Raw genomic sequence first — 19,966 nt, 5'->3', positions numbered from 1 at the left:
ATGCTTTTTCGGGGGAATATACACAATCTCATCCGCCCTAAGGAGGGGCGCACTCTTATGTCTCAGACTTTCAAGACACAAGCCGATGTCATGGTTGCCACCGCCGGCAAAGTCGATAACACCAATGATGAAGTCCAAGGCGAGCTCACCCGCCTGCAGGGAGTCGTCGACTCTGTGCGCGGAAGCTGGGTAGGCCAAGCCCAGGTCTCTTTCGATGACCTGATGCAGCGCTACAACACCTCTGCACAACAGCTGCGCGAGGCATTGGCCTCTATCTCTGACAATATCCGCAGCAACGCCCACAACTTCGACAACGTGGAAGCAGAAAACGCCCAGGCATTCTCCAATGTTGGTGGCGGCCTCGCCCTCTAAACCGCACTGCACAGTTCTCTAGTCCACTGACCAAAACCTATAGATTCACAGAAGGGAATCCACCACCACATGTCCGAGATCAAGTACGAATTCGGTGCCATTTCTTCCGCCGCAGCTGATATCAACGCTACCTCAGGTCGCATCAACAGCACCTTGGCAGACCTGAAGGCGCGGCTGCAGCCGATGGTGAGCACTTGGGAGGGCGAGTCCGCAGTGGCTTATAACCAGGCACAGGCCAAGTGGGACAAGGCATCTCAGGAACTCAATACCGTGCTCGCGACCATCTCCAAGACCGTCTCTCAGGGCAATGATGCAATGAGTGACGTCAATCGTCGCGCCGCCGCAAGCTGGGGTTAGATCCGCGCCCCGCCTGCACTGTTTCAGGCTGTCTTGGCCGAGCTTGCGGTGCCACTGACCACACTTGAGTGGCAGGAGGCGGACGCAGCCGCAGTCTTGGCAAAAGATTGCAGCGTGAGCACTTTTTGACCAACACCTCTTTTCCTCTCTTCCACCTTTTCAAGTCGTACCTTTCTAGCCCACACCCACGAGCCGGTACCTTCCGTTTGAGCCGCGGAAGGTACCGGTTTCGGCGTTTTGGTTTTCGAGCAGGTGAGCAAGTAGGGTAGGAGACCTATGTGTTCGCTCGTCGGCTAGCAGCTGGCGAAGCGCTCCCTGCAGGTCTCCACCGGCCGCTGTACGGGAGTGGATGGATGCTTAGCGCTGGCCGGCAGTTCCGAGACAGACTTTCAAGGAGTCAAATTGTCTACTTTCCACCCAAAGAGCGGTGACATCACCCGCAAGTGGTACGTCATCGACGCTACTGATGTGGTGCTGGGCAAGCTCGCTTCCACCGTTGCAGACCTGCTGCGCGGCAAGCACAAGCCACAGTTCGCACCGAACGTTGACGCTGGTGACCACGTCATCATCCTCAACGCTGACAAGATCCACGTTTCTTCCGTTAAGCGCGGCCGCGAGATGCGCTACCGTCACTCCGGCTACCCGGGCGGCCTGAAGTCCATGACCCTGGGTCAGTCTTTGGACGCCAACCCGGTTCGCGTTATCGAAGAAGCCGTTGCCGGCATGATGCCGCACAACAAGCTCTCCCGCGCTTCCATCAAGAAGCTGCACGTCTTCGCAGGCGAAGAGCACCCGTACGCCGGCCAGAAGCCGGAAACCTTCGAGTTTAAGCAGGTGGCACAGTAATGTCTGAGCAGAACATCGACAACAACGTAGCCGACGCTGCTGACATCGCTGCAGCAAGCGCCGCTACCGAAGAGTTCACCAACACCATCGGTGATTCCATCGCACCGGCCGAGACCGAAGAGGTTGAGGCTGCCGCTCCGGTACACGAGGGCCCGATCCAGACCGTCGGACGCCGTAAGCGCGCCGTCGCTCGTGTTCGCCTCGTTGCTGGCTCCGGCCAGATCGTGGTTAACGGCCGCGAGTTCGGTGAGTACTTCCCGAACAAGCTGCACCAGCAGGACATCCTGTTGCCGCTTACCCTGCTGGAGCGCGAGAACCAGTTCGACCTCAAGGTCACCGTCAACGGCGGCGGCCCAACCGGTCAGGCTGGCGCCCTGCGTCTGGCTATCGCTCGTGCACTGAACATCTACAACCCAGGTGACCGTACCGCCCTCAAGAAGGCTGGTCTGCTCACCCGTGATGCTCGTGCAGTTGAGCGTAAGAAGGCTGGTCTGCACAAGGCACGTCGCGCACCGCAGTACTCCAAGCGTTAATCTCGCTTCTACTGCGCGCGCAAGCGCCACGAACGCCGCTGCTTCCCTTTGGGAGGCGGCGGCTTTCGTCGTTTTATGGAAGCGCGGGCGGAAGGAATAGTGCTCAACCCGTCGATAAACCAAAAGCTTGATTTCGCCTAAACCGCCCCAACATGCAATCGCTGGGCACAGGCGTGCATAATTGACTGCATGACTCGACTTTTTGGAACCGATGGCGTTCGCGGCCTCGCGAACAAGAAGCTGACCCCGATTCTGGCCTTGCAACTAGGCCAGGCCGCTGCGGAGGTATTCACCGCCCAGCGGGAATCCTATGAGCGTCGGCCGTTGGCCATTATTGGTCGCGACCCGCGCGTTTCCGGCGAGATGCTGGATGCGGCGATTGCCTCCGGTTTGGCCTCCCGCGGCGTTGACGTGGTGCGCGTGGGCGTGTTGCCGACCCCGGCGATTGCCTACCTGACGGATGATTATGGCGCGGATCTCGGCGTAATGATTTCTGCCTCCCACAACCCTATGCCGGATAACGGCATTAAGTTCTTCTCCGCCGGCGGCAAGAAGCTACCGGATGAAATAGAAGACAGGATTCAGGCCACTATGGAAAACCTCACTGAAGACGGCCCGACTGGCACCAAGTTGGGGCGCATCATTTCGGAGGCGCCAGACGGACGCGAGCGCTACCTCAACCATTTAAAGGAAGTGGTCTCCACGGATTTGAGCGGCATCAAGGTGGTCGTAGATACCGCCAATGGTGCGGCCTCCAAGGTTGCTCCCATCGCCTATGAGGCGGCCGGGGCTGAGGTTATTGCTATCCACAATGAGCCGAACGCCTTTAATATCAATGAGGACTGCGGTTCGACGCATATTGAAAAGGCACAGGCGGCCGTCGTCGAGCATGGCGCCGATTTGGGCCTGGCCCACGATGGTGACGCCGACCGTTGCTTGGCTGTGGACGCCGAGGGCAATGTGATTGACGGCGACCAGATTATGGCGCTGTTGGCCGTGGGCATGAAGGATGATAATGACCTGCGCTATAACACCTTGGTAGCAACCGTGATGTCCAACCTAGGCCTGAAGCTGGCGATGCAGGAACAAGGCATCGAGGTGCGTCACACCGCAGTAGGCGACCGCTATGTTCTAGAAGAGCTCAACCGCGGCGATTTCTCCTTGGGCGGCGAGCAGTCCGGCCACGTGGTGTTGACGGATGATTGCACGACCGGCGACGGCACCCTTACCGGCCTGTCTATCATGGCGCGCATGGCCAAGTCCGGGAAGTCCCTAAAGGAATTAGCATCGGTAATGACCGTGCTACCGCAGGTGCTCATCAACGTGCCGGTTTCTGATAAGGGCGTCATCATGGATGCCCCCGAAGTACAAGAAGCCATCGCTCAGGCCGAGGAAGAACTCGGCGAGACCGGCCGCGTCCTGCTGCGACCTTCCGGCACCGAGGAAGTTTTCCGCGTCATGGTAGAGGCTGCGGACAAGGAGCAGGCCCGCAAGGTTGCAGGGAGGCTTTCCGCCATCGTTTCTTCGGTCTAGAGTCACCGCTTAGTGTGGAAGATTTTTATAATCCGAGGGAACCATTTGGCGCAATCCCCAGTCCAATGAAGGTGAGAACTTTTACCGCATATGGATTTGGGGGAATACACAAGTGTCTGAGGTTTTTCTTCGCCCCTTGGAGGCGATGTCCGCACTACGGCAGGTCGTAGCCGATAACGACGAGCAACGCGATGCCCACCGGGCCGAGGTACCGGATTTTCCGGTGGCCGCGGCTGGACGCAATTTTGGCGGCCACGGTGAGCGCATTCGTGATGTCTTGGCGCGCATCCATGAGCGCGGCGGGCAGAGGTTGGATAATTTATCCGCCACCGCCCACGCCGCTCATGAACAGGTGCGCGCCTTCGCCGATTTTGATGAGTCCTTTGGCAGCTCCTTTGCACGCGGTAGGGAGGCTGGCAGCAAGTGAGTACGCTGACAAAATCCCTGTTGGGGGACTACTCTAACGCTATTTCTCAATTCCAATTCGCCTGCCTGGGCAGCTACTCGGGCCCCAGCATGCCGATGAATCTACTAGGAGAGTTAGTCGGTGCGGTTGATGGCATTGCGCCCGAAAATTTGGTGAAAAATACCGTTGCGGCCGTGGGCGGCAATCGCCCGAAGGTAGGCGGTGCTGGACTAGCGGGCTATTTGCAGCAGGATGATTCCGAGGTTGCTCAGGGCGCCATGCGTGAGCACCTGTGCGGCGTGCAGGAAGACTTCGACATTGACCGCCAAGATGCCGCACATCTGACTAGCTCGGCGGAGCAGTGCTCAGGCGCTATTGCTGACGTCGTTGATGTCTCTGACACGGCCCTTACCGAGCTCGTCTCTGCGGTCATCCCACTGTTAAATATTTTGTCCATGGTCGCCACCAAACACCCTTTAGCCAGGTTCATCATCCCGATTCTTTCCACGATCGGGGGGCAAATTATTGAGGAGACAAATCACAATATCGCCAGCACCTGCCGCGACCGCGATGATGCGATCGAATCCTGTTATAGCGAGTTCGAATCGCGCTGTGAGTGCGTCTGTGAGCGCCCGATGCCGGAAGAATGCCCGACGCCGGCTAAACCTGCAGATGAAGCCTGCCCGGCACCCGTAGAGAAGTGCCCAGACGCTCCACCTCCCACGAATCCGATGCCAAAGGATGAGTGCCCGCCATCGCGGCCCACCGAGCCTGCGCAAGTGGAGTGCCCACCTGTGCCCAAACCGATGCCTGAGCCTGATTCCAAGCCGGAATCACACCACGCCACCTCCGTTCCACCACAACCGACGCCTCTTTCACCAACGCCTACTCCACCTGAGGCATGCCCTGCACCGGAGCCTGCAGCCGAGACGGAAATGCACACGGAGACCTCATCAGAGCTTGGTGCTGGGTGCCACTGCTGTGAGTGCACCGAGCAATCAAACACCGAGCGGCCAGTACAGTCGGAGCGCGAAGTAGAGACCACTAGGCCGGCGCAGGCGGAGATCATTCCGCCGCAGGAAGCACCGGAACAGCCGCAGCAGGTAGAAGAGCCGTGCCCGGAACCAGAATCTCATCCAGAGCCGAAGCCCAAGCCAGAAATGGAAACCGAACCCGCTTCTGAAACGGACACAAGCGAAGAACCACTGTGCCCAGAGAATACCGGAGAGAGTACTGAAGAATGTGTCACTACTACCCAGACCAGCTCAGAAGTCTGTGAGATCGAATCCTCCTGTAGCGGTAGCCTCGGCTTGGTCGGAGCTGGAATCGCATTGGTGGGCGTGGGCCTCATTGTGGAAGGCGCTGCACAGTGCTTGGAGAACATGTCCGAACTGGATTGTCCGGTGCAAGAACCCGAACCCGATCCCGTACCTGAGCCAGAACCTGATCCCTGCCCTGAGCCTAAGCCAGAGCCCGAACCGGAGCCTTGCCCTGAACCTGAACCGACTGGTGATGACGGAGTCATAACACCGCCCCCAGAGCTGTCTCAGGTAGAGGAGCCAACGCCGCCACCGGAAAAGGTGGCGCACCTCCAAGCCGCTGGTGCAGCGGAGACACCAGCCCCAGCACCGGCGCCTGAACAGGCACCTGCGCCAGCGCCTCAGCCGGGCCCAGAACCGGCTCCTGAGCCAGCACCAGCTCCCGACCCAGCACCTGCGCCGGCGCCAGCGCCCCAGCCAGAGGCAGGACCCGCGCCAGAAGAACCATCCATTAAGGCACGAAAGGCAGGGCAGTGGTAATGAATAATGATTTCGCAGAGTTTGCGCAGGGCTTTCGAGAAAGGACGGCTAAACGCTTGCTGGAATTTGAAAAAACGCTGGCGAAAGCGCAAGACGAGCTTGAAAAATCCGCGGATAAGGCCATGCAGGAGGCACGGAGGGAGAAGGGGCAAGTGGGGCGTCGACAAGCAGCGGCGCCCAGGCCCCGATATGGCGCTGCCCCGGCGCGTTCACGAAACGCGTCGGGGCAGGTGCAATCAGTGCTGCGGCGGGGCTAAAGCCTTAGGCGTCGCGGGTTACGCCGGCGCGCTCGGCCAGGTCTTCGCCTACCAAGCTTTCGACCTTCTTTGCGCTTGCTTCTGGATCTGCAAAGGCGGCGTAAGTGGAATCGTCATTTAGGGTGGCCAGCAGGAAGCCGGTGACCAAGCCGCGGGCGATTTCGGTGGGTCCAGACTGGAAAGCGGAGGTGCCGATGGCCAGCTTGCGCAGACGATCTTCGGTGAAGCCGGCGTGTGTGCCCTTGTCGATGGCGCGGAAGCACACCGGGCCATTCCAATTATGGGCGAGCTTGGCAGGGTTGCCAGCATTGAAGATGTCTTCCTGGCCGGAACCGATGACTAGGCCCGGGGTGTCAATGCGGCGGGCAGCCTGCACCGCAGAGGGGGAGGTGACTGAGGGATAAATAGCGGCGACGGCGCTAACCTTCTTGTTATCCAAGGCTCCTAACACGGCGGTGCCACCGCCCATGCCGTGGCCAATCATGCCGAGCTTGCCCGGGGAGACCGTAATGTTTCCGGAGCCTAGCTTTACCCCGGCGGCAATCTGCAACGCGGATTCCATATCCGCAGCTAGGTTGCGGTGGTCGGGGAAGGGGCCGGTCTCAGAATCGGGGGCTACCACGACGATGCCCCAGCTAGCCAGGTGGCGCAGGGTGGCGTGGTAATCCTTAATTTTGTGCATCCAGTCATGGCCAAAAGCCACCGCGGGCAGGCTCTGGCCCTCCGCGGGGGTATAAACCTTGCCGGTGATTCCGGCATAGTCAAGGTCGCCAACCAAAACTCGGTTGCGGCCACGCTTCGACAACGTTGCTAGATGTTTTTTCAAATTCGCAGACACGCATTCCAGGATAGATGAAGATCACCCGCCAGGCGGGAAAGGGTGCGGGTTTATCTGAGAAAAATCTACGCAGTATCCGGCCGAGGAGCGGGTGTGGCGGCGAGCTTTCCTAAGCCCCTCCTAACTTGCGACGCTAAGCGCAGGGGAGTGCAATGTGTGAACAACTACGTACTCTTTTTCTGGGAAGGCAGGCTGCGGTACATGACTACCGGCGTCGTTGATGTGCAAGAACTTTCTACTCGCTATGGGATGGAGGTAAAGACCGAGGTCATTGACCGCGTGGCACATGCCTCCGATGCCTCGCACTACCTGTACACCCCCAAGGCAGTCATCGAGGCTCGCTCCGCCGAGCATGTGGCGGCCATCTTCCGTGCGGGCCGGCAGCAGAATGTTCCGGTAACTCTGCGCTCCGGTGGCACCTCTCTGGCAGGTCAGGCTTCCGGCGATGGATACCTGGTGGATGTGCGCAAGCACTTCCGCGGTATAGAAGTTCTTGATGAGGGCAAGCGCGTGTGCGTCCAGCCCGGCGCGACGGTGCGTCAGGTCAACGCCCGCCTAGGCCTGCGCAACCGCAAACTGGGGCCGGATCCGGCCAGCGAGTCTGCCTGCACCATCGGCGGCGTGGTGGCTAATAACTCCTCCGGCATGGCCTGCGGCACTGAGCTCAATACGTATAACACTCTGGAATCGCTGACCTTTGTGCTGCCTACCGGCACCGTAATTAACACCGCCGATCCGGATGCAGACCGGCAGTTCCAGGAGCAGGAACCGGAGCTGGTGGACACGCTTATCCGCCTGCAGCGCCGTGTGCGCGATAACCAGGAATCCGTGGATATTATCCGCCGTCACTTCCAGCTGAAAAACACGATGGGCTATGGTCTCAATTCCTTCCTCGACTTTGATAGCCCGGTCAAGCTTTTTGAGCACCTGCTTATCGGTTCGGAAGGAACCCTGGCCTTCATTGCGGAAGCGGTTTTCCGCACGGTGCCGATTTCTAAGCTGACCACCACCACGGTGGCCGTATTTGATGATCTCAGCGCTGCCACCAAGTCCCTGCCGGCACTTTTGGAGACCGGAGCGGCCACCCTGGAGCTGATGGACTCTGCCTCTATTCGCGTCGGTCAAGGCTTTGATAAGGTGCCGCAGGCCATTACCGGTTTCGATGTGGATAAGCAGGCCGCGTTGCTCATTGAGTATCACGCTGATGCCCAAGAGGAATTGCAGGAGAAAGAAAGCAAGGGATCGCAGCTCTTGCGCGAATTGCCGCTGCAGTCCCCGGCAGCCTTCTCGGCTGATGCCACAACGCGCACTTCCGCTTGGAATTTCCGCAAGGGTCTGTACGCCCAGGTAGCAGAGGCGCGCCCGTCTGGCACGACGGCCCTTTTGGAAGACATCGTCGTGCCCGTCGGCGATCTGGCAGATACTTGTTCTTCGCTGCAGGAACTCTTTGCCCGCTATGGATATGATGATGCCGTCATTTTCGGCCACGCCAAGGACGGCAATATCCACTTCCTGCTTACGGACCGCTTTGAAGGCGATGATGCCATCGGTCGCTATAACGGTTTCAACGAGGGCATGGTGGACTTGGTCCTCTCGGCCGAGGGCAATCTCAAGGCGGAACACGGCACCGGCCGCGCCATGGCGCCGTATGTGCGCCGCCAGTACGGCGATGAGCTCTATGAGGTAATGCAGGAACTCAAGCGGGCCTGCGATCCCACCAACACGATGAACCCCGGCGTCATCTTGGACGATGACCCCGATGCACACATCAAAAACATCAAGCTCAATCCCACCGTGGAAGAGGAAGTAGACCGCTGCGTGGAGTGCGGCTACTGCGAGCCGGTCTGCCCGTCGCGCGACCTCACGCTCACCCCACGCCAACGCATTGTGGTGCGCCGCGCCCGCAAGCGCGCGGAAGAAGCTGGCGATAGCCAACTCGTCGCTGAGCTAGATCGGGCCTACGAGTACATGGGCGTCGAGACCTGCGCCGTGGATTCGATGTGCCGCACTGCCTGCCCAGTAGGCATCGATACCGGCAAGTTCATCAAGCGCTTGCGCCGCGAGGAAGCCCAGCCAGCGCAGCAAAAGCTGTGGGGTGCTGCCGCCAAGAACTGGCAGGTAGTCAGCCAAGGCGCCGGGGTAGCGCTTACCGGCGCGCACCTATTGCCCACCGAGCTAGTCAAAAAGGTTACCGATGTGGGCCGCAGTCTCATCGGTGCCGATAATCTCCCGCAGTACCAGCCAGAGTTGGGCAAGGGCGGCAAGTCCCGCGGCCGCTTGGCCGGCCGCGTAGGTGATCGCTATGCCCAGACCACCGGAATCTATCTGCCCGCCTGCGTGAACACCATGTTCGGCCCGCAAGGCGGCGGCAAGGGTGCTACCGATTCCTTTGTGGCGCTCTTGGAGCGCGCCGGGGTCGCGCTGGAGGTTCCGCAGGGCATCGACAAGCTTTGCTGTGGTACACCATGGTCTTCCAAGGGCATGCAGGCCGGCCACGATGTAATGGAGCAGCGCGTGCGCGATATCGTCATGGACGCTACTGATGGTGCGCGCCTTCCGGTTATCGTGGACGCCAGCAGCTGCACCGCTGGCTTTAAAGATATGTTGGAGTCGGTGGGTATCACCGTTATTGACGCCATTAGCTTTACGGCCGATACCTTGCTGCCGCAGCTGGAAGTAAAGAATCCAGTGGCTTCCATGACTGTGCACCCCACCTGCTCTGCCTTCCAGCTGGGCATGATGGACGATGTAGAAAAGGTGGCCCGCGCCGCCGCGACCGAGGTACACATTCCCACCGAGTGGAATTGCTGTGGCTATGCCGGTGACCGCGGCATGCTGCACTCGGAGCTTACCGCTGCCGCCACCCGCGCCGAGGCAGCGCAAGTCAAGGAAATCGGAGCGCAGTATCACGCCTCGACCAACCGCACTTGCGAGCTTGGCCTTACCCGTGCCACCGGCGAGGATTACCACCACATTTTGGAGCTTTTGGAACAGGCATCGCGCTAGTTTTCCCAGCACAGTAGCGGGTGGGGTGCCGTGCCTTGCTTGCCGACGCCCCGCCCGCCTAGAGCTTTGCCCCTTGTGCTGTAAAATCAGCAACCATGTGTGGAATTGTTGGATATATTGGTCACGCTGGTGGTGGCCGTGATTACTTCGCCCTCGACGTAGTTCTGGAAGGGCTGCGCCGTTTGGAATACCGCGGCTATGACTCCGCTGGCGTAGCAATGTACGCCGATGGAGATATCAGCTGGCGCAAGAAGGCCGGTAAGGTCGCTGCGCTGGATGCTGAGATTGCAGCCCGCCCGTTGCCTGACTCCGTGCTGGGCATCGGCCATACCCGCTGGGCTACCCATGGTGGCCCCACCGACCTGAATGCGCACCCGCACGTGGTCGATGGCGGCAAGCTGGCAGTGGTACACAACGGCATCATCGAGAACTTTGCGGAGCTCAAGTCCGAGCTTTTGCACAAGGGCTATAACTTCGTTTCCGAGACCGATACCGAGGTCGCTGCCACCTTGCTGGGAGATGTCTTCCACAATGAGGCAGCCGGCGACCTGACCAAGGCTATGCAGCTAACCTGCGCTCGCCTGGAGGGCGCGTTTACCCTGCTGGCCATCCACGCCGAACAGGCCGATCGCATCGTTGCCGCTCGCCGCGACTCCCCGCTGGTTATCGGCTTGGGCGAGGGCGAGAACTTCCTCGGCTCCGATGTATCCGGCTTTATTGATTACACCAAGTCTGCCGTGGAGATGGACAACGACCAGGTTGTGACCATCACCGCGGACGAGGTGGAAATTACCGATTATGAGGGCAACCCTGCACAGGGCAAGCCTTTTGAAATCAAGTGGGATGCCGCCGCTGCGGAAAAGGGCGGCTTTGATTCCTTTATGGAAAAGGAAATCCACGACCAGCCTTCCGCCGTGCGCGATACCCTGCTGGGTCGCTTCGATGAGCAAGGCCAACTGACCCTCGATGATCTGCGCATCGATGAGACCGTGCTGAAGTCCATCGACAAGATCATCGTCATTGCCTGCGGTACCGCCGCCTACGCTGGCCATGTGGCACGCTACGCCATCGAACACTGGTGCCGCATTCCTACCGAGGTCGAGCTCGCTCACGAGTTCCGCTACCGCGATCCGATCGTGAACGAGAAGACTCTCGTTGTTGCGCTGTCCCAGTCCGGCGAGACCATGGATACCTTGATGGCCGTGCGCCACGCCCGCCAGCAGGGCGCCAAGGTCATTGCCATCTGCAATACCCAGGGCTCGTCCATCCCGCGCGAATCCGATGCCGCGCTCTACACCCACGCCGGCCCGGAAATCGCCGTGGCCTCTACCAAGGCCTTCCTCGCGCAGATTACCGCCACCTACCTGCTTGGCCTTTACCTGGCTCAGCTGCGTGGCAATATGTTCGCCGATGAGATCCAGGGCGTTCTCGCTGAGCTGCGCCACATGCCGGATAAGGTCCAAAGCGTCATCGACGAGGAAGACCAGGTGGCCAACCTGGCCAATTCCATGAAGGACGCGGAATCCGTGCTCTTCTTGGGCCGCCACGTGGGCTTCCCGGTGGCTCTCGAGGGTGCGCTGAAGCTCAAGGAGATCGCTTATCTGCACGCCGAGGGCTTTGCCGCAGGCGAGCTCAAGCACGGCCCAATTGCGCTTATTGAAGAAGGCCAGCCGGTCTTCGTTATCGTGCCATCTCCACGTGGCCGCGACTCCCTGCACTCCAAAGTCGTCTCCAATATTCAGGAGATCCGTGCCCGCGGTGCTATCACCATCGTGATCGCGGAAGAAGGCGATACCGCCGTGGAGGATTACGCTAACCACGTCATCCGCATCCCGAAGGCGCCGACCCTCATGCAGCCGCTGCTGGCTACCGTGCCGCTGCAGATCTTCGCTGCCCACGTAGCCAAGTCCAAGGGCTACGACGTGGACCAGCCTCGCAACCTGGCCAAGTCCGTGACCGTGGAGTAATCCACTCCAAGCGTCCGCCGTTAGGCCCCCTTACCTGCCGCGTTTCTTGCGTGGTAGGAAAGGGGGCTTTGGCATTTCTTTGCAGCTTGAAACTGTTATGCTTTAGGGAGCAATCGTTGTCGGTGAAAGGAGTAGGCAGTGCTCATCCGTCGTGTTTTCGCCTAAAACACTAAAGGAAGAACGGATTTAAGCATGCCTATTTTATTAAATGATCTTTCCCTTATATGGCCCGATGGAACGACCTGCTTCAGTGGCCTAAACGGTGCCTTTTCTGGCCCTTTAACTGCACTAATTGGGGATAATGGTGCAGGGAAGACAACTCTATTAAACGTCATCCTTGGAAATATCTTGCCTACGGCCGGAACGGTGGAAAAGCCGGAATCGGTAGCTTACCTGCCACAAGACCTTGCTTGGAATAGAGATGACATAGTAGCAGACATCTTCGGCGTCACCCAAGTGCTCGCGGCGATTTCCGTAGTCGAATCTGGTGAGTATGACCCAGAACTCTATGAGTTAATTGAGGAGCAATGGGACGTTGGTGAGCGCATTAGCGCTGCCCTTTCCGCCGCTGGATTGGATATCCCGTTGGACCGCCCTATCGAAAGCCTCTCTGGAGGGGAAGCGGTCCGCGTCGCTTTGGTGGCGGTGTTCTTGTCCGAGCCAGATTTCATTATCCTCGATGAACCGACCAATAACCTCGACGGAGCTGCAAAGAAACATCTGAAAGATATGTTGGTAAATGCCGCGGCGCCGGTGTTAGTGGTAAGCCATGACAAAGACCTGTTGGATGTAGTTTCTGAGATAGCGGAGTTAAGGGATGGGAACCTACGCTTCTTCCCAGGAAATTATTCCGATTACCTTGCCTCAATTGATGCAGAACAGGAAGCTGCGCAAAAGGCAGTATCCACCGCCAAAGCGACTTATAAGCAGCAACTCCGCGAACAACAAGCAATGCAAACACGGATTGCGCGTGATGCGCGCCGGGGAAGGAAGTTCGCAGAGTCGAAGCGCAAGCCTGGCATGACGATGAAGCTTGATAAACAGCGAGCCGAAAAGACAGCATCGCGCAGAGCACAGCTGCATTCAGGGGCAGTTGAAGCAGCCCAACGCTCTATAGTTCGAGCAGAGCGAAACATACGTGATGATGACTCGGTGTATATCGAGCTGCCACGAACTGAGCTGCCAGAAGGAAAGCGGGTTATTTCAGTTCCCGGGTTATCGATTGTTGGCCCAGAACGCGTGCGCTTGTCAGGGCCAAATGGAAGTGGCAAAACCACGCTCCTAAACCGAATTAACTCCGGTGAAGCGGGCTTCGTTATCGACAACTCAGGGTACTTACGTCAACGAATTGAGTTAGACCATTCTCTCAGCGTGTGGGACGTGGTTACCAACGCGAATCCGCAAGAGGAGCCGCAGTTCATCCGCGATCAGCTTGCTCAGTTGTTGTTTCAATCTGACTCGGTGCATGCGCTGACTGGGACCCTCTCGGGAGGCGAAAGATTTAGGGCGGAATTCGCCAGAGTGCTCTTGGCGGATCCGGCGCCGCAGTTGCTAATGCTCGATGAGCCGACCAACAATATTGATATTTCAACTATTGATTGGCTGGTCTCGGTAGTGAAAAGTTATCGGGGTGCATTGCTAGTGGTGAGCCACGATGAAGATTTCTGCTCGCGGATAGAACTTACGAGGCAAGTTTCCATAGAGGACATTGGATGAGCCGACTCCAAGGTGGAGCTATCGCGGGCGAATGCGCCCCTACCCGCCCGAATTCAGCAAAGGGGTGAGCAGTGGCACAATGGTGGACATGCTGAAAACCACCATTGATCTCTCCGCCATTGCGCACAACGTCCGCCTCATCAAGGAAAAGGTAGGGCCTGAGGTCAAGCTCATGTGCGTGGTCAAGGCCGATGCCTATGGCCACGGCGCGACCAAAGTCGTGCCGGTAATGGCGCGTGCAGGCGCGGATAGCTTTGGCGTGGCCACTCTGCGGGAGGCGGTGGATTTGCGCCGCGCGGGTGTGGAGGCACCCATCGTGGCGTGGATTTGGCAGACGGACGAAATCCTCGAAGAGGCACTTGCCTGCGGCATTGAAGTAGCAGTTAACTCTCTTGAACAGGCACATAAGCTGGTTAAAGCCGATTTTCCTGCTGAGGTATATGTCAAGGTAGAAACCGGCATGCACCGTTCCGGCGTGGATGAAGAGGATTGGGCGGACACTTTCAAGGTGCTGCGCGACGCCCCACATATCAAGGTTCTCGGCCTTATGTCGCACTTTGCCTGTGCTGATGAGCCGGATAATCCACACAACGACGCCCAAGAGGAGGCGTTCCGCAAGGCCCTGCGGCTCGCGCGCGAGATTGGGCTGGAGTGTCCAGTCAATCACCTGGCCAATTCACCAGCTGTGCTGACGCGTCCTTCCTCCTATTTTGAGCAGGTACGTGTAGGCGCCGCCTGCTATGGTTTGGAGCCTATTGACGGCCGCGAGCATGGTCTGCGCCCAGCCATGACCTGGTCCGGGCAGATTTTTAACGTAAAGCCGATTCAGCCAGGGGAAGGCACCTGCTATGGACTGACCTGGAAGGCGGATGAGCCGGGATTTTTGGCCACCGTGGATTGCGGATACGCCGATGGTCTACCGCGTGGTTATCAAGGCGATTTGCATGTAGGCATCGGCGGGCACCTGTATCCACAGGTAGGCCGAATCTGTATGGATCAGATTGTGGTGGACCTGGGCGACAACCCCCATGGTGTGGACACGGGTCAAGATGCCGTGATTTTCGGCAACGGGGGAGTATCGGCTACGGATCTCGCCGCGGCGGCAGGAACCATCAACTATGAGGTGGTCTGCTTGCCCGATGGCCGCACCGAACGCGAATACATAGGAGAAGAAGATGCGCAGTAGCTTTCCGGAATCCGGCAGCCGTGACCTATCCACGGTGGAAGAAACCTATGCCTTCGGCGCAGAGCTGGGTGCGGCGCTCGAGGCTGGCGATGTGGTGATCCTGGATGGGCCATTGGGGGCTGGAAAGACGACGCTAACTCAGGGCGTCGCCAAGGGCATGCAGGTCAAGGGGCGGGTAACCTCGCCGACCTTCGTGATTGCCCGGGTGCACCGCTCAACCGTAGGTGGGCCGGACCTCGTTCACGTTGATGCCTACCGTTTGCTCGATGAAGGCGGCGCTAATTCCGGGGATCCGCTAGGGGAGCTCGATGCTTTGGACTTGGACACGGAGCTAGAAGACGCCGTGGTCATTGCCGAATGGGGTGGGGGACTAGTAGAGCAGATTGTGGAGCACTACCTGTTTATTAGCATCGACCGCGAGCCGGCGGAATACGCGGGCGCAGACGAGGATGTTCGCCGCTTTACGTGGTCGTTGCGGGGCGGTCATTAGCACAAATGTCCGCCTAAAGTGCGGATAAGTGATGAATCTCCTACGCGGAGAATTTGCCCCGGGTATAACCAGTGCGTAATTCTATTGAGGTGTTGAATTTTCTCGCCTCTAGTCCTTTGCTATCTCTCTTCGTCATCATGGCGGTGGGTCTAGCGATTGGCAAGATTAAGATCTTCGGCATCTCCCTCGGTGCCGCGGCTGCGATGTTTGTGGCGCTGGGTCTTTCTACTGCCAATCCTGATATACAAATTCCGCCTTTGGTCTATCAATTTGGCTTGGCGATTTTCGTTTATGCCATTGGCCTCAGCTTCGGGCCCTCCTTCGTCCGCGAGTTTAAGACCCGTGGCTGGAAGCTCACGGTATTCATGCTGGGAATGTTGGTAATCCTGGTTGCCGTAGGCTTTGGCCTCATCCGCGCCTTTGGCCTGAGCACGCCAGAAGCTACCGGTATGTTTGCCGGTTCGCTTTCTTCCACACCGGGTATGGCCGCCGTGGTGGAAATGGTGGGCGATTCCACCCCGGTTGTCGGTTACTCCCTGGCCTACCCGGGTGCGGTTATCGGCGCTATTCTCGTTGCCGCCATCGGCGCTAAGGTGGTCAAGGTCAACCATGAAGAAGATGCCCGCGCAGAGGGCATGATTCCCGCCGAGCTTGTGGCCAAGGGTGTGCGCTTGACCAAGAATTTTAATGACACCGCTGGTCATATCTATCGCGTAACCGGTCAGACCGTCGTTGCTACTCGTATCATTTCTGACGAAGAGCGCCACCGCCTGGCTGTTCCAGAAATGCCGCTGTGTGAGGGTGAGGCTTATCTGCTTAACGGCTCTGAAGAAGCCGTCGATAAGGCCATCGAGGTCTTGGGTGAGGAACACCCAGTGGAGCTGACCGAGGATGCAGGTTTAAAGTACACCCGCGTTACCGTGTCCAACCCGGATATTGCCGGTAAGTCGATCCGCGAGATCAAAGCTCTTGACCACGGCTTTATCATCGCTCGTGTCCGCAAGGGCGATAAAGACCTCGTCCCGCACCCGGATACGGTGCTTAACTATTCTGACCGCGTTCGCGTAGTAACCAGCCCGAGCCGCCTGCCGTACGTGCGCAAGTACCTCGGTGACTCTGAAGCTGCTTTGGGTAACGCGGACCTGCTATCCATGGCTATCGGCCTGACGCTGGGTATGTTGCTCGGCCTCATTCCGATTCCGATGCCGGGCGGCTCCACCTTGCAGCTAGGCTTCGGCGGCGGCCCCGTGGTCGTCGGCCTGCTGCTGGGCTACCTCAACCGGACGGGTCCGCTTAACTGGCAGATGCCGTTTCACACGCGCGAAACCATTTCTAATATGGGACTGACCCTCTTCCTCGCTGGCGTGGGCACCTCGGCCGGCGCCTCCTTCCGCGATGCCCTAACTGATCCGTCCTCCCTGACCATCATGGGCGTGGGCCTTATCATCACCTTGATCTCCGCCATTCTTATCGGTGTCATCGGCATGCTAGTGCTGAAGCTGAAGTGGGACGAGGCCATGGGCTGTGCGGCTGGTATGACCACCAACCCTGCGGTCTTTGCCTATATTCGTGACCAAACCGGCACCGAGCTGGCAGCTCGTGGATGGGCCACGGTTTATCCCACCACGATGATCGGCAAGATTATTGCCGCGCAGGTATTGCTCCTGTTGTTGCTATAGCGCCAATACATCGCGTTAATTACTCACCCACAGGGTCGCCCGCCTACACTGGCAGGCACTACCCTGTGGGTTTTGTGTTGCGGTTAACCAGGTAGCATCGGTTGCCAGATAAACCGCCCACCGCCTGAAACTTAAAAACTTTTCAAGGAGCCTTACTCACCCCATGACTAAATTCGCTCGCAACCTTACCGCCGCCATTATCGCCATCTTTATTGTTGTCATGATGGTTCTCCTCGCCTCGTCTACCCTGCGCGAGGACAATCCATTGGAGGGAAACCTCAGCTCCACGCTGTCTAAGACGCCGAAAAACCTGGAGGCGATGAGCCTTATTCCTTCCGATGTCTACGGCAAGGACTATGCCGCTATTGGCTTCATCTGCCCGGGCATGAAGGAAGATAAGGTCAAAGAGGCACAGATCGATACCAAGGACATCACTTTTGAAGATGGCAAGGTCCCAGAGGGCAAGAGCTATGCGGTTGCCATCTCCCAGAGCACTGAGCCCTTCATCGAAGAGCTGGACCCGGAAAAGGTCGAAGTCTGTGAAATGATCAATACCCAAATCAAGGCCATGGAGCAGCAGGGCCAGAGCCTGGATGGCGGAGTACCGATGGTCCAGGGCGCTCAGCCTTTGGCGTTCCAGCGTCAGGATGGAACCTGGAAGCTGGTTGGCTAATGCGCGTCCTCGCGATCGACACGGCAACTACCGCCTTGGTCACCGGGGTAGTAGATACCGCCACTGGGCAGACCACCGAGCGCGTATTGGAAGATACCCGCGCTCATAATGAGCTGCTCATACCTACGATCACTGACGCCCTCGCAGAGGCAGGCATGGAGTATTCCGACCTAGATGCGGTGGTCACCGGCGTGGGCCCAGGCCCGTTTACCGGGTTGCGCGTGGGGATGGCGACTGCCTCCGCGCTTGCCGACGCCCTGTCCATCCCCCTCCACGGCGTATGCACCCACGATGCAATCGCCCATGCTGCCGGCCTCCCCGCGAGCCCCGCAGACGCGGACGGCGAGGCCACCGCCTTGGTGGCTACCGACGCACGCCGCAAAGAGATCTATTGGGCCACCTACCGCGCCACCGATTCTGGTGTGCAGCGCATCTCTGGTCCTGAGGTAACTAAGCCGGCAGAAGTTGAGGTGGGACTCACCGGTACTGCCGAGGTCATCATCCCCGAGCGCCTCGCCGCTCAGCTACCGGAGGAGCTGACCGAGCTGCCGCACCGCGCGGCCCATCCCACCGCAGCAGCCCTAGTGGCTGTAGCTGACCTCACTGCGGAACCGGCCCCCGTTGTGCCGCTCTACCTACGCCGCCCGGATGCGGTTCCGCCGAAGCAGCAACAGCTGTCGGCCGCCATCCCCAAGGTGGAACTGTGAAGCTGCGCGAGTTGACCCCGGCCGACGCACCCCGGTGCGCCGAGCTGGAAAAGGTCCTTTTCCCCGGAGAGACCCCATGGTCCAGCGGAGTCTTCCACCAGGAAATGGCCCAGCCCTTCAACTTCTATTTCGGGGTAGAAGGCGCGCTCGACCCCGCGCACGAATCCACAGTGCTGCTAGGTTATGCGGGAATCGGCATGATGGGGCCAGCGGCTGATCCAGAATTTGAAATCCACACCATCGGCGTCGATCCCGCCGCACAGCGCCGCGGCATCGCTCGCATGATGATGGACAATATTTGTCATATTGCGGATCTTAAAGACGCCCCGGTCTTCCTCGAGGTACGGGTAGGCAACGAACCTGCTATCGGCCTTTATGAGGGGTATGCCTTTGCCAAGCAGGGGATGCGTAAGAATTATTACCAACCTTCCGGAGCAGATGCGCACGTGATGGTGCGCCCGCGCCAGTCCGAGCGTTAAAGAAACTTAAGGAGCAGTCATGAAGATCATGGGCATCGAGTCCTCCTGCGACGAAACCGGCGTGGGCATTGTCGAGCTTCGCGAGGACGGCCACATGGAAATCATCGCCAATGCTGTCGCTTCCTCCATGGAGCAGCACGCGCGTTTCGGCGGCGTCGTCCCGGAGATCGCCTCCCGTGCCCACCTTGAGGCCATGCCGCAGGTCATGCAGGCGGCGCTGAATGAGGCGGGTATCGCTAAGCCAGATGCCATCGCCGCCACCGTGGGGCCAGGGCTAGCCGGTGCTTTGCTGGTGGGTGCCTCGGCCGCCAAGGCCTATGCCGCGGCTTGGGGCGTGCCTTTCTACGGCGTTAACCACCTAGGCGGCCACGTTGCCGTGGCCAACCTGGAAGGCGAAGAGCTGCCGCACTCGGTGGCCCTCTTGGTCTCGGGTGGGCATACACAGCTGTTGGAGGTTGAGGCCGTCGGCAAGCCCATGCGCGAGCTGGGCTCCACGCTTGATGACGCCGCCGGTGAGGCCTACGACAAAGTCTCCCGCCTCCTCGGGCTGGGCTACCCCGGTGGCCCCGTGATTGATAAGCTCGCCGCCCGCGGTAAAGCCACCATCGATTTTCCGCGCGGCATGTCCCGCCCCGAGGATCTGCGCGGCCCTCATCGCCACGATTTCTCCTTCTCTGGGCTAAAGACTTCCGTGGCTCGCTACGTCGAACGCGCCGAAAAGGCAGGGGAGACCATCAGCGTGGAAGACGTCTGCGCCAGCTTCCAGGAAGCCGTGGCCGATGTCCTGACCGCTAAGGCCGTCCGCGCCTGCGCAGATACAGGCGCCCGCGTCCTGCTGCTGGGAGGAGGCGTGGCCGCGAATTCCCGCCTACGCGAGCTCGCCGCCGAGCGCTGTGCCGCCGCTGGGGTCGAGCTGCGCGTGCCGCGCTTTTCGCTGTGTACCGACAATGGCGTGATGATCGCGGGCATTGGTGCGCAGCTTATTCATGAAGGTGCCCAGCCCTCTGGCCTCGGAGTTGGCACCGATACCCAGCTGGATGTAGAAGAGCCGCAGTTAACCTAAAGTTCTTCTTTCTCGCTCTGCAGGCGGGGTGCGGGGCCGGTACCCTAAAAGGCGTTCAT

19 protein-coding genes are annotated in these 19,966 nt (G+C 59.1%); 18 read left to right on the top strand and 1 reads right to left on the bottom strand.

The window, feature by feature from the left end; all coding sequences use genetic code 11:
* Positions 1-57 precede the first annotated feature (57 nt).
* The 8 genes from QP904_RS03720 to QP904_RS03685 all read left to right on the top strand — a co-directional run bounded on the left by QP904_RS03720 (position 58) and on the right by QP904_RS03685 (position 6,103).
* Positions 58-372, top strand: a complete 315-nt coding sequence (locus QP904_RS03720; RefSeq protein ID WP_023020602.1) for a WXG100 family type VII secretion target — start codon at positions 58-60, stop codon at positions 370-372.
* A 69-nt stretch (positions 373-441) separates the two neighbouring features.
* Positions 442-729, top strand: coding sequence for a WXG100 family type VII secretion target (locus QP904_RS03715; protein WP_005322746.1), 288 nt, complete (start codon positions 442-444; stop codon positions 727-729).
* A gap of 402 nt (positions 730-1,131) precedes the next feature.
* Positions 1,132-1,575 (top strand): 50S ribosomal protein L13, encoded by a 444-nt coding sequence (rplM, locus tag QP904_RS03710; protein ID WP_023020603.1) that lies wholly within the window; start codon positions 1,132-1,134, stop codon positions 1,573-1,575.
* Positions 1,575-2,108: a 30S ribosomal protein S9 gene (gene rpsI / locus QP904_RS03705; protein ID WP_023020604.1), complete on the top strand. Its 534-nt coding sequence runs from the start codon at positions 1,575-1,577 to the stop codon at positions 2,106-2,108. The genes rplM and rpsI overlap by 1 nt, the downstream gene beginning before the upstream one ends.
* A 189-nt stretch (positions 2,109-2,297) precedes the next feature.
* Entirely contained in the window at positions 2,298-3,641 is a 1,344-nt protein-coding gene (gene glmM, locus QP904_RS03700) for a phosphoglucosamine mutase (protein WP_259824981.1), read from the top strand.
* Between the two features lie 112 nt (positions 3,642-3,753).
* Positions 3,754-4,068, top strand: a complete 315-nt coding sequence (locus QP904_RS03695) for a hypothetical protein (protein ID WP_023020607.1) — start codon at positions 3,754-3,756, stop codon at positions 4,066-4,068.
* A complete protein-coding gene (locus QP904_RS03690; RefSeq protein WP_284835562.1) occupies positions 4,065-5,846 on the top strand; it encodes a hypothetical protein in 1,782 nt (593 codons plus the stop codon). Before QP904_RS03695 ends, QP904_RS03690 begins: the two co-directional genes overlap by 4 nt.
* On the top strand, positions 5,846-6,103 hold the full coding sequence (locus tag QP904_RS03685) for a hypothetical protein (protein ID WP_034655755.1): 258 nt from the start codon (positions 5,846-5,848) through the stop codon (positions 6,101-6,103). Before QP904_RS03690 ends, QP904_RS03685 begins: the two co-directional genes overlap by 1 nt.
* 4 nt (positions 6,104-6,107) lie before the next feature.
* On the opposite strand, the gene QP904_RS03680 is transcribed toward QP904_RS03685, so the two are convergent.
* The gene (locus QP904_RS03680) at positions 6,108-6,941 is read right to left on the bottom strand and encodes a dienelactone hydrolase family protein (RefSeq protein WP_200288258.1); all 834 of its coding nucleotides are present in this window, start codon (positions 6,939-6,941) and stop codon (positions 6,108-6,110) included.
* A 201-nt stretch (positions 6,942-7,142) separates the two neighbouring features.
* On the opposite strand from QP904_RS03680, the gene QP904_RS03675 reads away from it, so the two are divergent.
* The 10 genes from QP904_RS03675 (at position 7,143) to tsaD (ending at position 19,907) form a co-directional block, all read left to right on the top strand.
* Complete coding sequence (locus QP904_RS03675; RefSeq protein ID WP_200289067.1) at positions 7,143-9,947, top strand: FAD-binding and (Fe-S)-binding domain-containing protein; 2,805 nt, start codon at positions 7,143-7,145, stop codon at positions 9,945-9,947.
* Positions 9,948-10,042: 95 nt separating this feature from the next.
* Complete coding sequence (gene glmS, locus QP904_RS03670; protein WP_023020611.1) at positions 10,043-11,914, top strand: glutamine--fructose-6-phosphate transaminase (isomerizing); 1,872 nt, start codon at positions 10,043-10,045, stop codon at positions 11,912-11,914.
* Positions 11,915-12,106: 192 nt separating this feature from the next.
* Complete coding sequence (locus tag QP904_RS03665) at positions 12,107-13,630, top strand: ABC-F family ATP-binding cassette domain-containing protein (protein WP_284835561.1); 1,524 nt, start codon at positions 12,107-12,109, stop codon at positions 13,628-13,630.
* A gap of 82 nt (positions 13,631-13,712) precedes the next feature.
* The gene (gene alr, locus QP904_RS03660) at positions 13,713-14,816 is read left to right on the top strand and encodes an alanine racemase (protein WP_284835642.1); all 1,104 of its coding nucleotides are present in this window, start codon (positions 13,713-13,715) and stop codon (positions 14,814-14,816) included.
* The gene (gene tsaE, locus QP904_RS03655) at positions 14,806-15,306 is read left to right on the top strand and encodes a tRNA (adenosine(37)-N6)-threonylcarbamoyltransferase complex ATPase subunit type 1 TsaE (protein WP_284835560.1); all 501 of its coding nucleotides are present in this window, start codon (positions 14,806-14,808) and stop codon (positions 15,304-15,306) included. Before alr ends, tsaE begins: the two co-directional genes overlap by 11 nt.
* 89 nt (positions 15,307-15,395) lie before the next feature.
* Entirely contained in the window at positions 15,396-16,985 is a 1,590-nt protein-coding gene (locus QP904_RS03650) for an aspartate:alanine exchanger family transporter (RefSeq protein WP_239208262.1), read from the top strand.
* 163 nt (positions 16,986-17,148) lie between these two features.
* Positions 17,149-17,658, top strand: coding sequence for a hypothetical protein (locus QP904_RS03645; protein ID WP_239208226.1), 510 nt, complete (start codon positions 17,149-17,151; stop codon positions 17,656-17,658).
* Positions 17,658-18,365, top strand: coding sequence for a tRNA (adenosine(37)-N6)-threonylcarbamoyltransferase complex dimerization subunit type 1 TsaB (tsaB, locus tag QP904_RS03640; protein WP_239208227.1), 708 nt, complete (start codon positions 17,658-17,660; stop codon positions 18,363-18,365). The genes QP904_RS03645 and tsaB overlap by 1 nt, the downstream gene beginning before the upstream one ends.
* Positions 18,362-18,844, top strand: coding sequence for a GNAT family N-acetyltransferase (locus QP904_RS03635; protein WP_248099809.1), 483 nt, complete (start codon positions 18,362-18,364; stop codon positions 18,842-18,844). Before tsaB ends, QP904_RS03635 begins: the two co-directional genes overlap by 4 nt.
* Positions 18,845-18,863: 19 nt before the next feature.
* Positions 18,864-19,907, top strand: coding sequence for a tRNA (adenosine(37)-N6)-threonylcarbamoyltransferase complex transferase subunit TsaD (tsaD, locus tag QP904_RS03630; RefSeq protein WP_284835559.1), 1,044 nt, complete (start codon positions 18,864-18,866; stop codon positions 19,905-19,907).
* The last annotated feature ends 59 nt before the right edge of the window (positions 19,908-19,966 follow it).

The organism is Corynebacterium nasorum (genome assembly GCF_030229765.1).
Classification (GTDB): domain Bacteria; phylum Actinomycetota; class Actinomycetes; order Mycobacteriales; family Mycobacteriaceae; genus Corynebacterium; species Corynebacterium kefirresidentii.
The sequence above is the reverse complement of the archived record's forward strand: the minus strand, read 5'-3'. Positions and strand labels throughout refer to the sequence as shown.

Coding starts and splice junctions, on each gene's coding strand:
- QP904_RS03645 (WP_239208226.1), top strand. CDS start 17,149: ATGACTAAATTCGCTCGCAACCTTACCGCCGCCATTATCGCCATCTTT.
- tsaB (WP_239208227.1), top strand. CDS start 17,658: ATGCGCGTCCTCGCGATCGACACGGCAACTACCGCCTTGGTCACCGGG.
- tsaD (WP_284835559.1), top strand. CDS start 18,864: ATGAAGATCATGGGCATCGAGTCCTCCTGCGACGAAACCGGCGTGGGC.
- rpsI (WP_023020604.1), top strand. CDS start 1,575: ATGTCTGAGCAGAACATCGACAACAACGTAGCCGACGCTGCTGACATC.
- QP904_RS03665 (WP_284835561.1), top strand. CDS start 12,107: ATGCCTATTTTATTAAATGATCTTTCCCTTATATGGCCCGATGGAACG.
- glmM (WP_259824981.1), top strand. CDS start 2,298: ATGACTCGACTTTTTGGAACCGATGGCGTTCGCGGCCTCGCGAACAAG.
- QP904_RS03685 (WP_034655755.1), top strand. CDS start 5,846: ATGAATAATGATTTCGCAGAGTTTGCGCAGGGCTTTCGAGAAAGGACG.
- glmS (WP_023020611.1), top strand. CDS start 10,043: ATGTGTGGAATTGTTGGATATATTGGTCACGCTGGTGGTGGCCGTGAT.
- QP904_RS03715 (WP_005322746.1), top strand. CDS start 442: ATGTCCGAGATCAAGTACGAATTCGGTGCCATTTCTTCCGCCGCAGCT.
- QP904_RS03720 (WP_023020602.1), top strand. CDS start 58: ATGTCTCAGACTTTCAAGACACAAGCCGATGTCATGGTTGCCACCGCC.
- tsaE (WP_284835560.1), top strand. CDS start 14,806: ATGCGCAGTAGCTTTCCGGAATCCGGCAGCCGTGACCTATCCACGGTG.
- QP904_RS03675 (WP_200289067.1), top strand. CDS start 7,143: ATGACTACCGGCGTCGTTGATGTGCAAGAACTTTCTACTCGCTATGGG.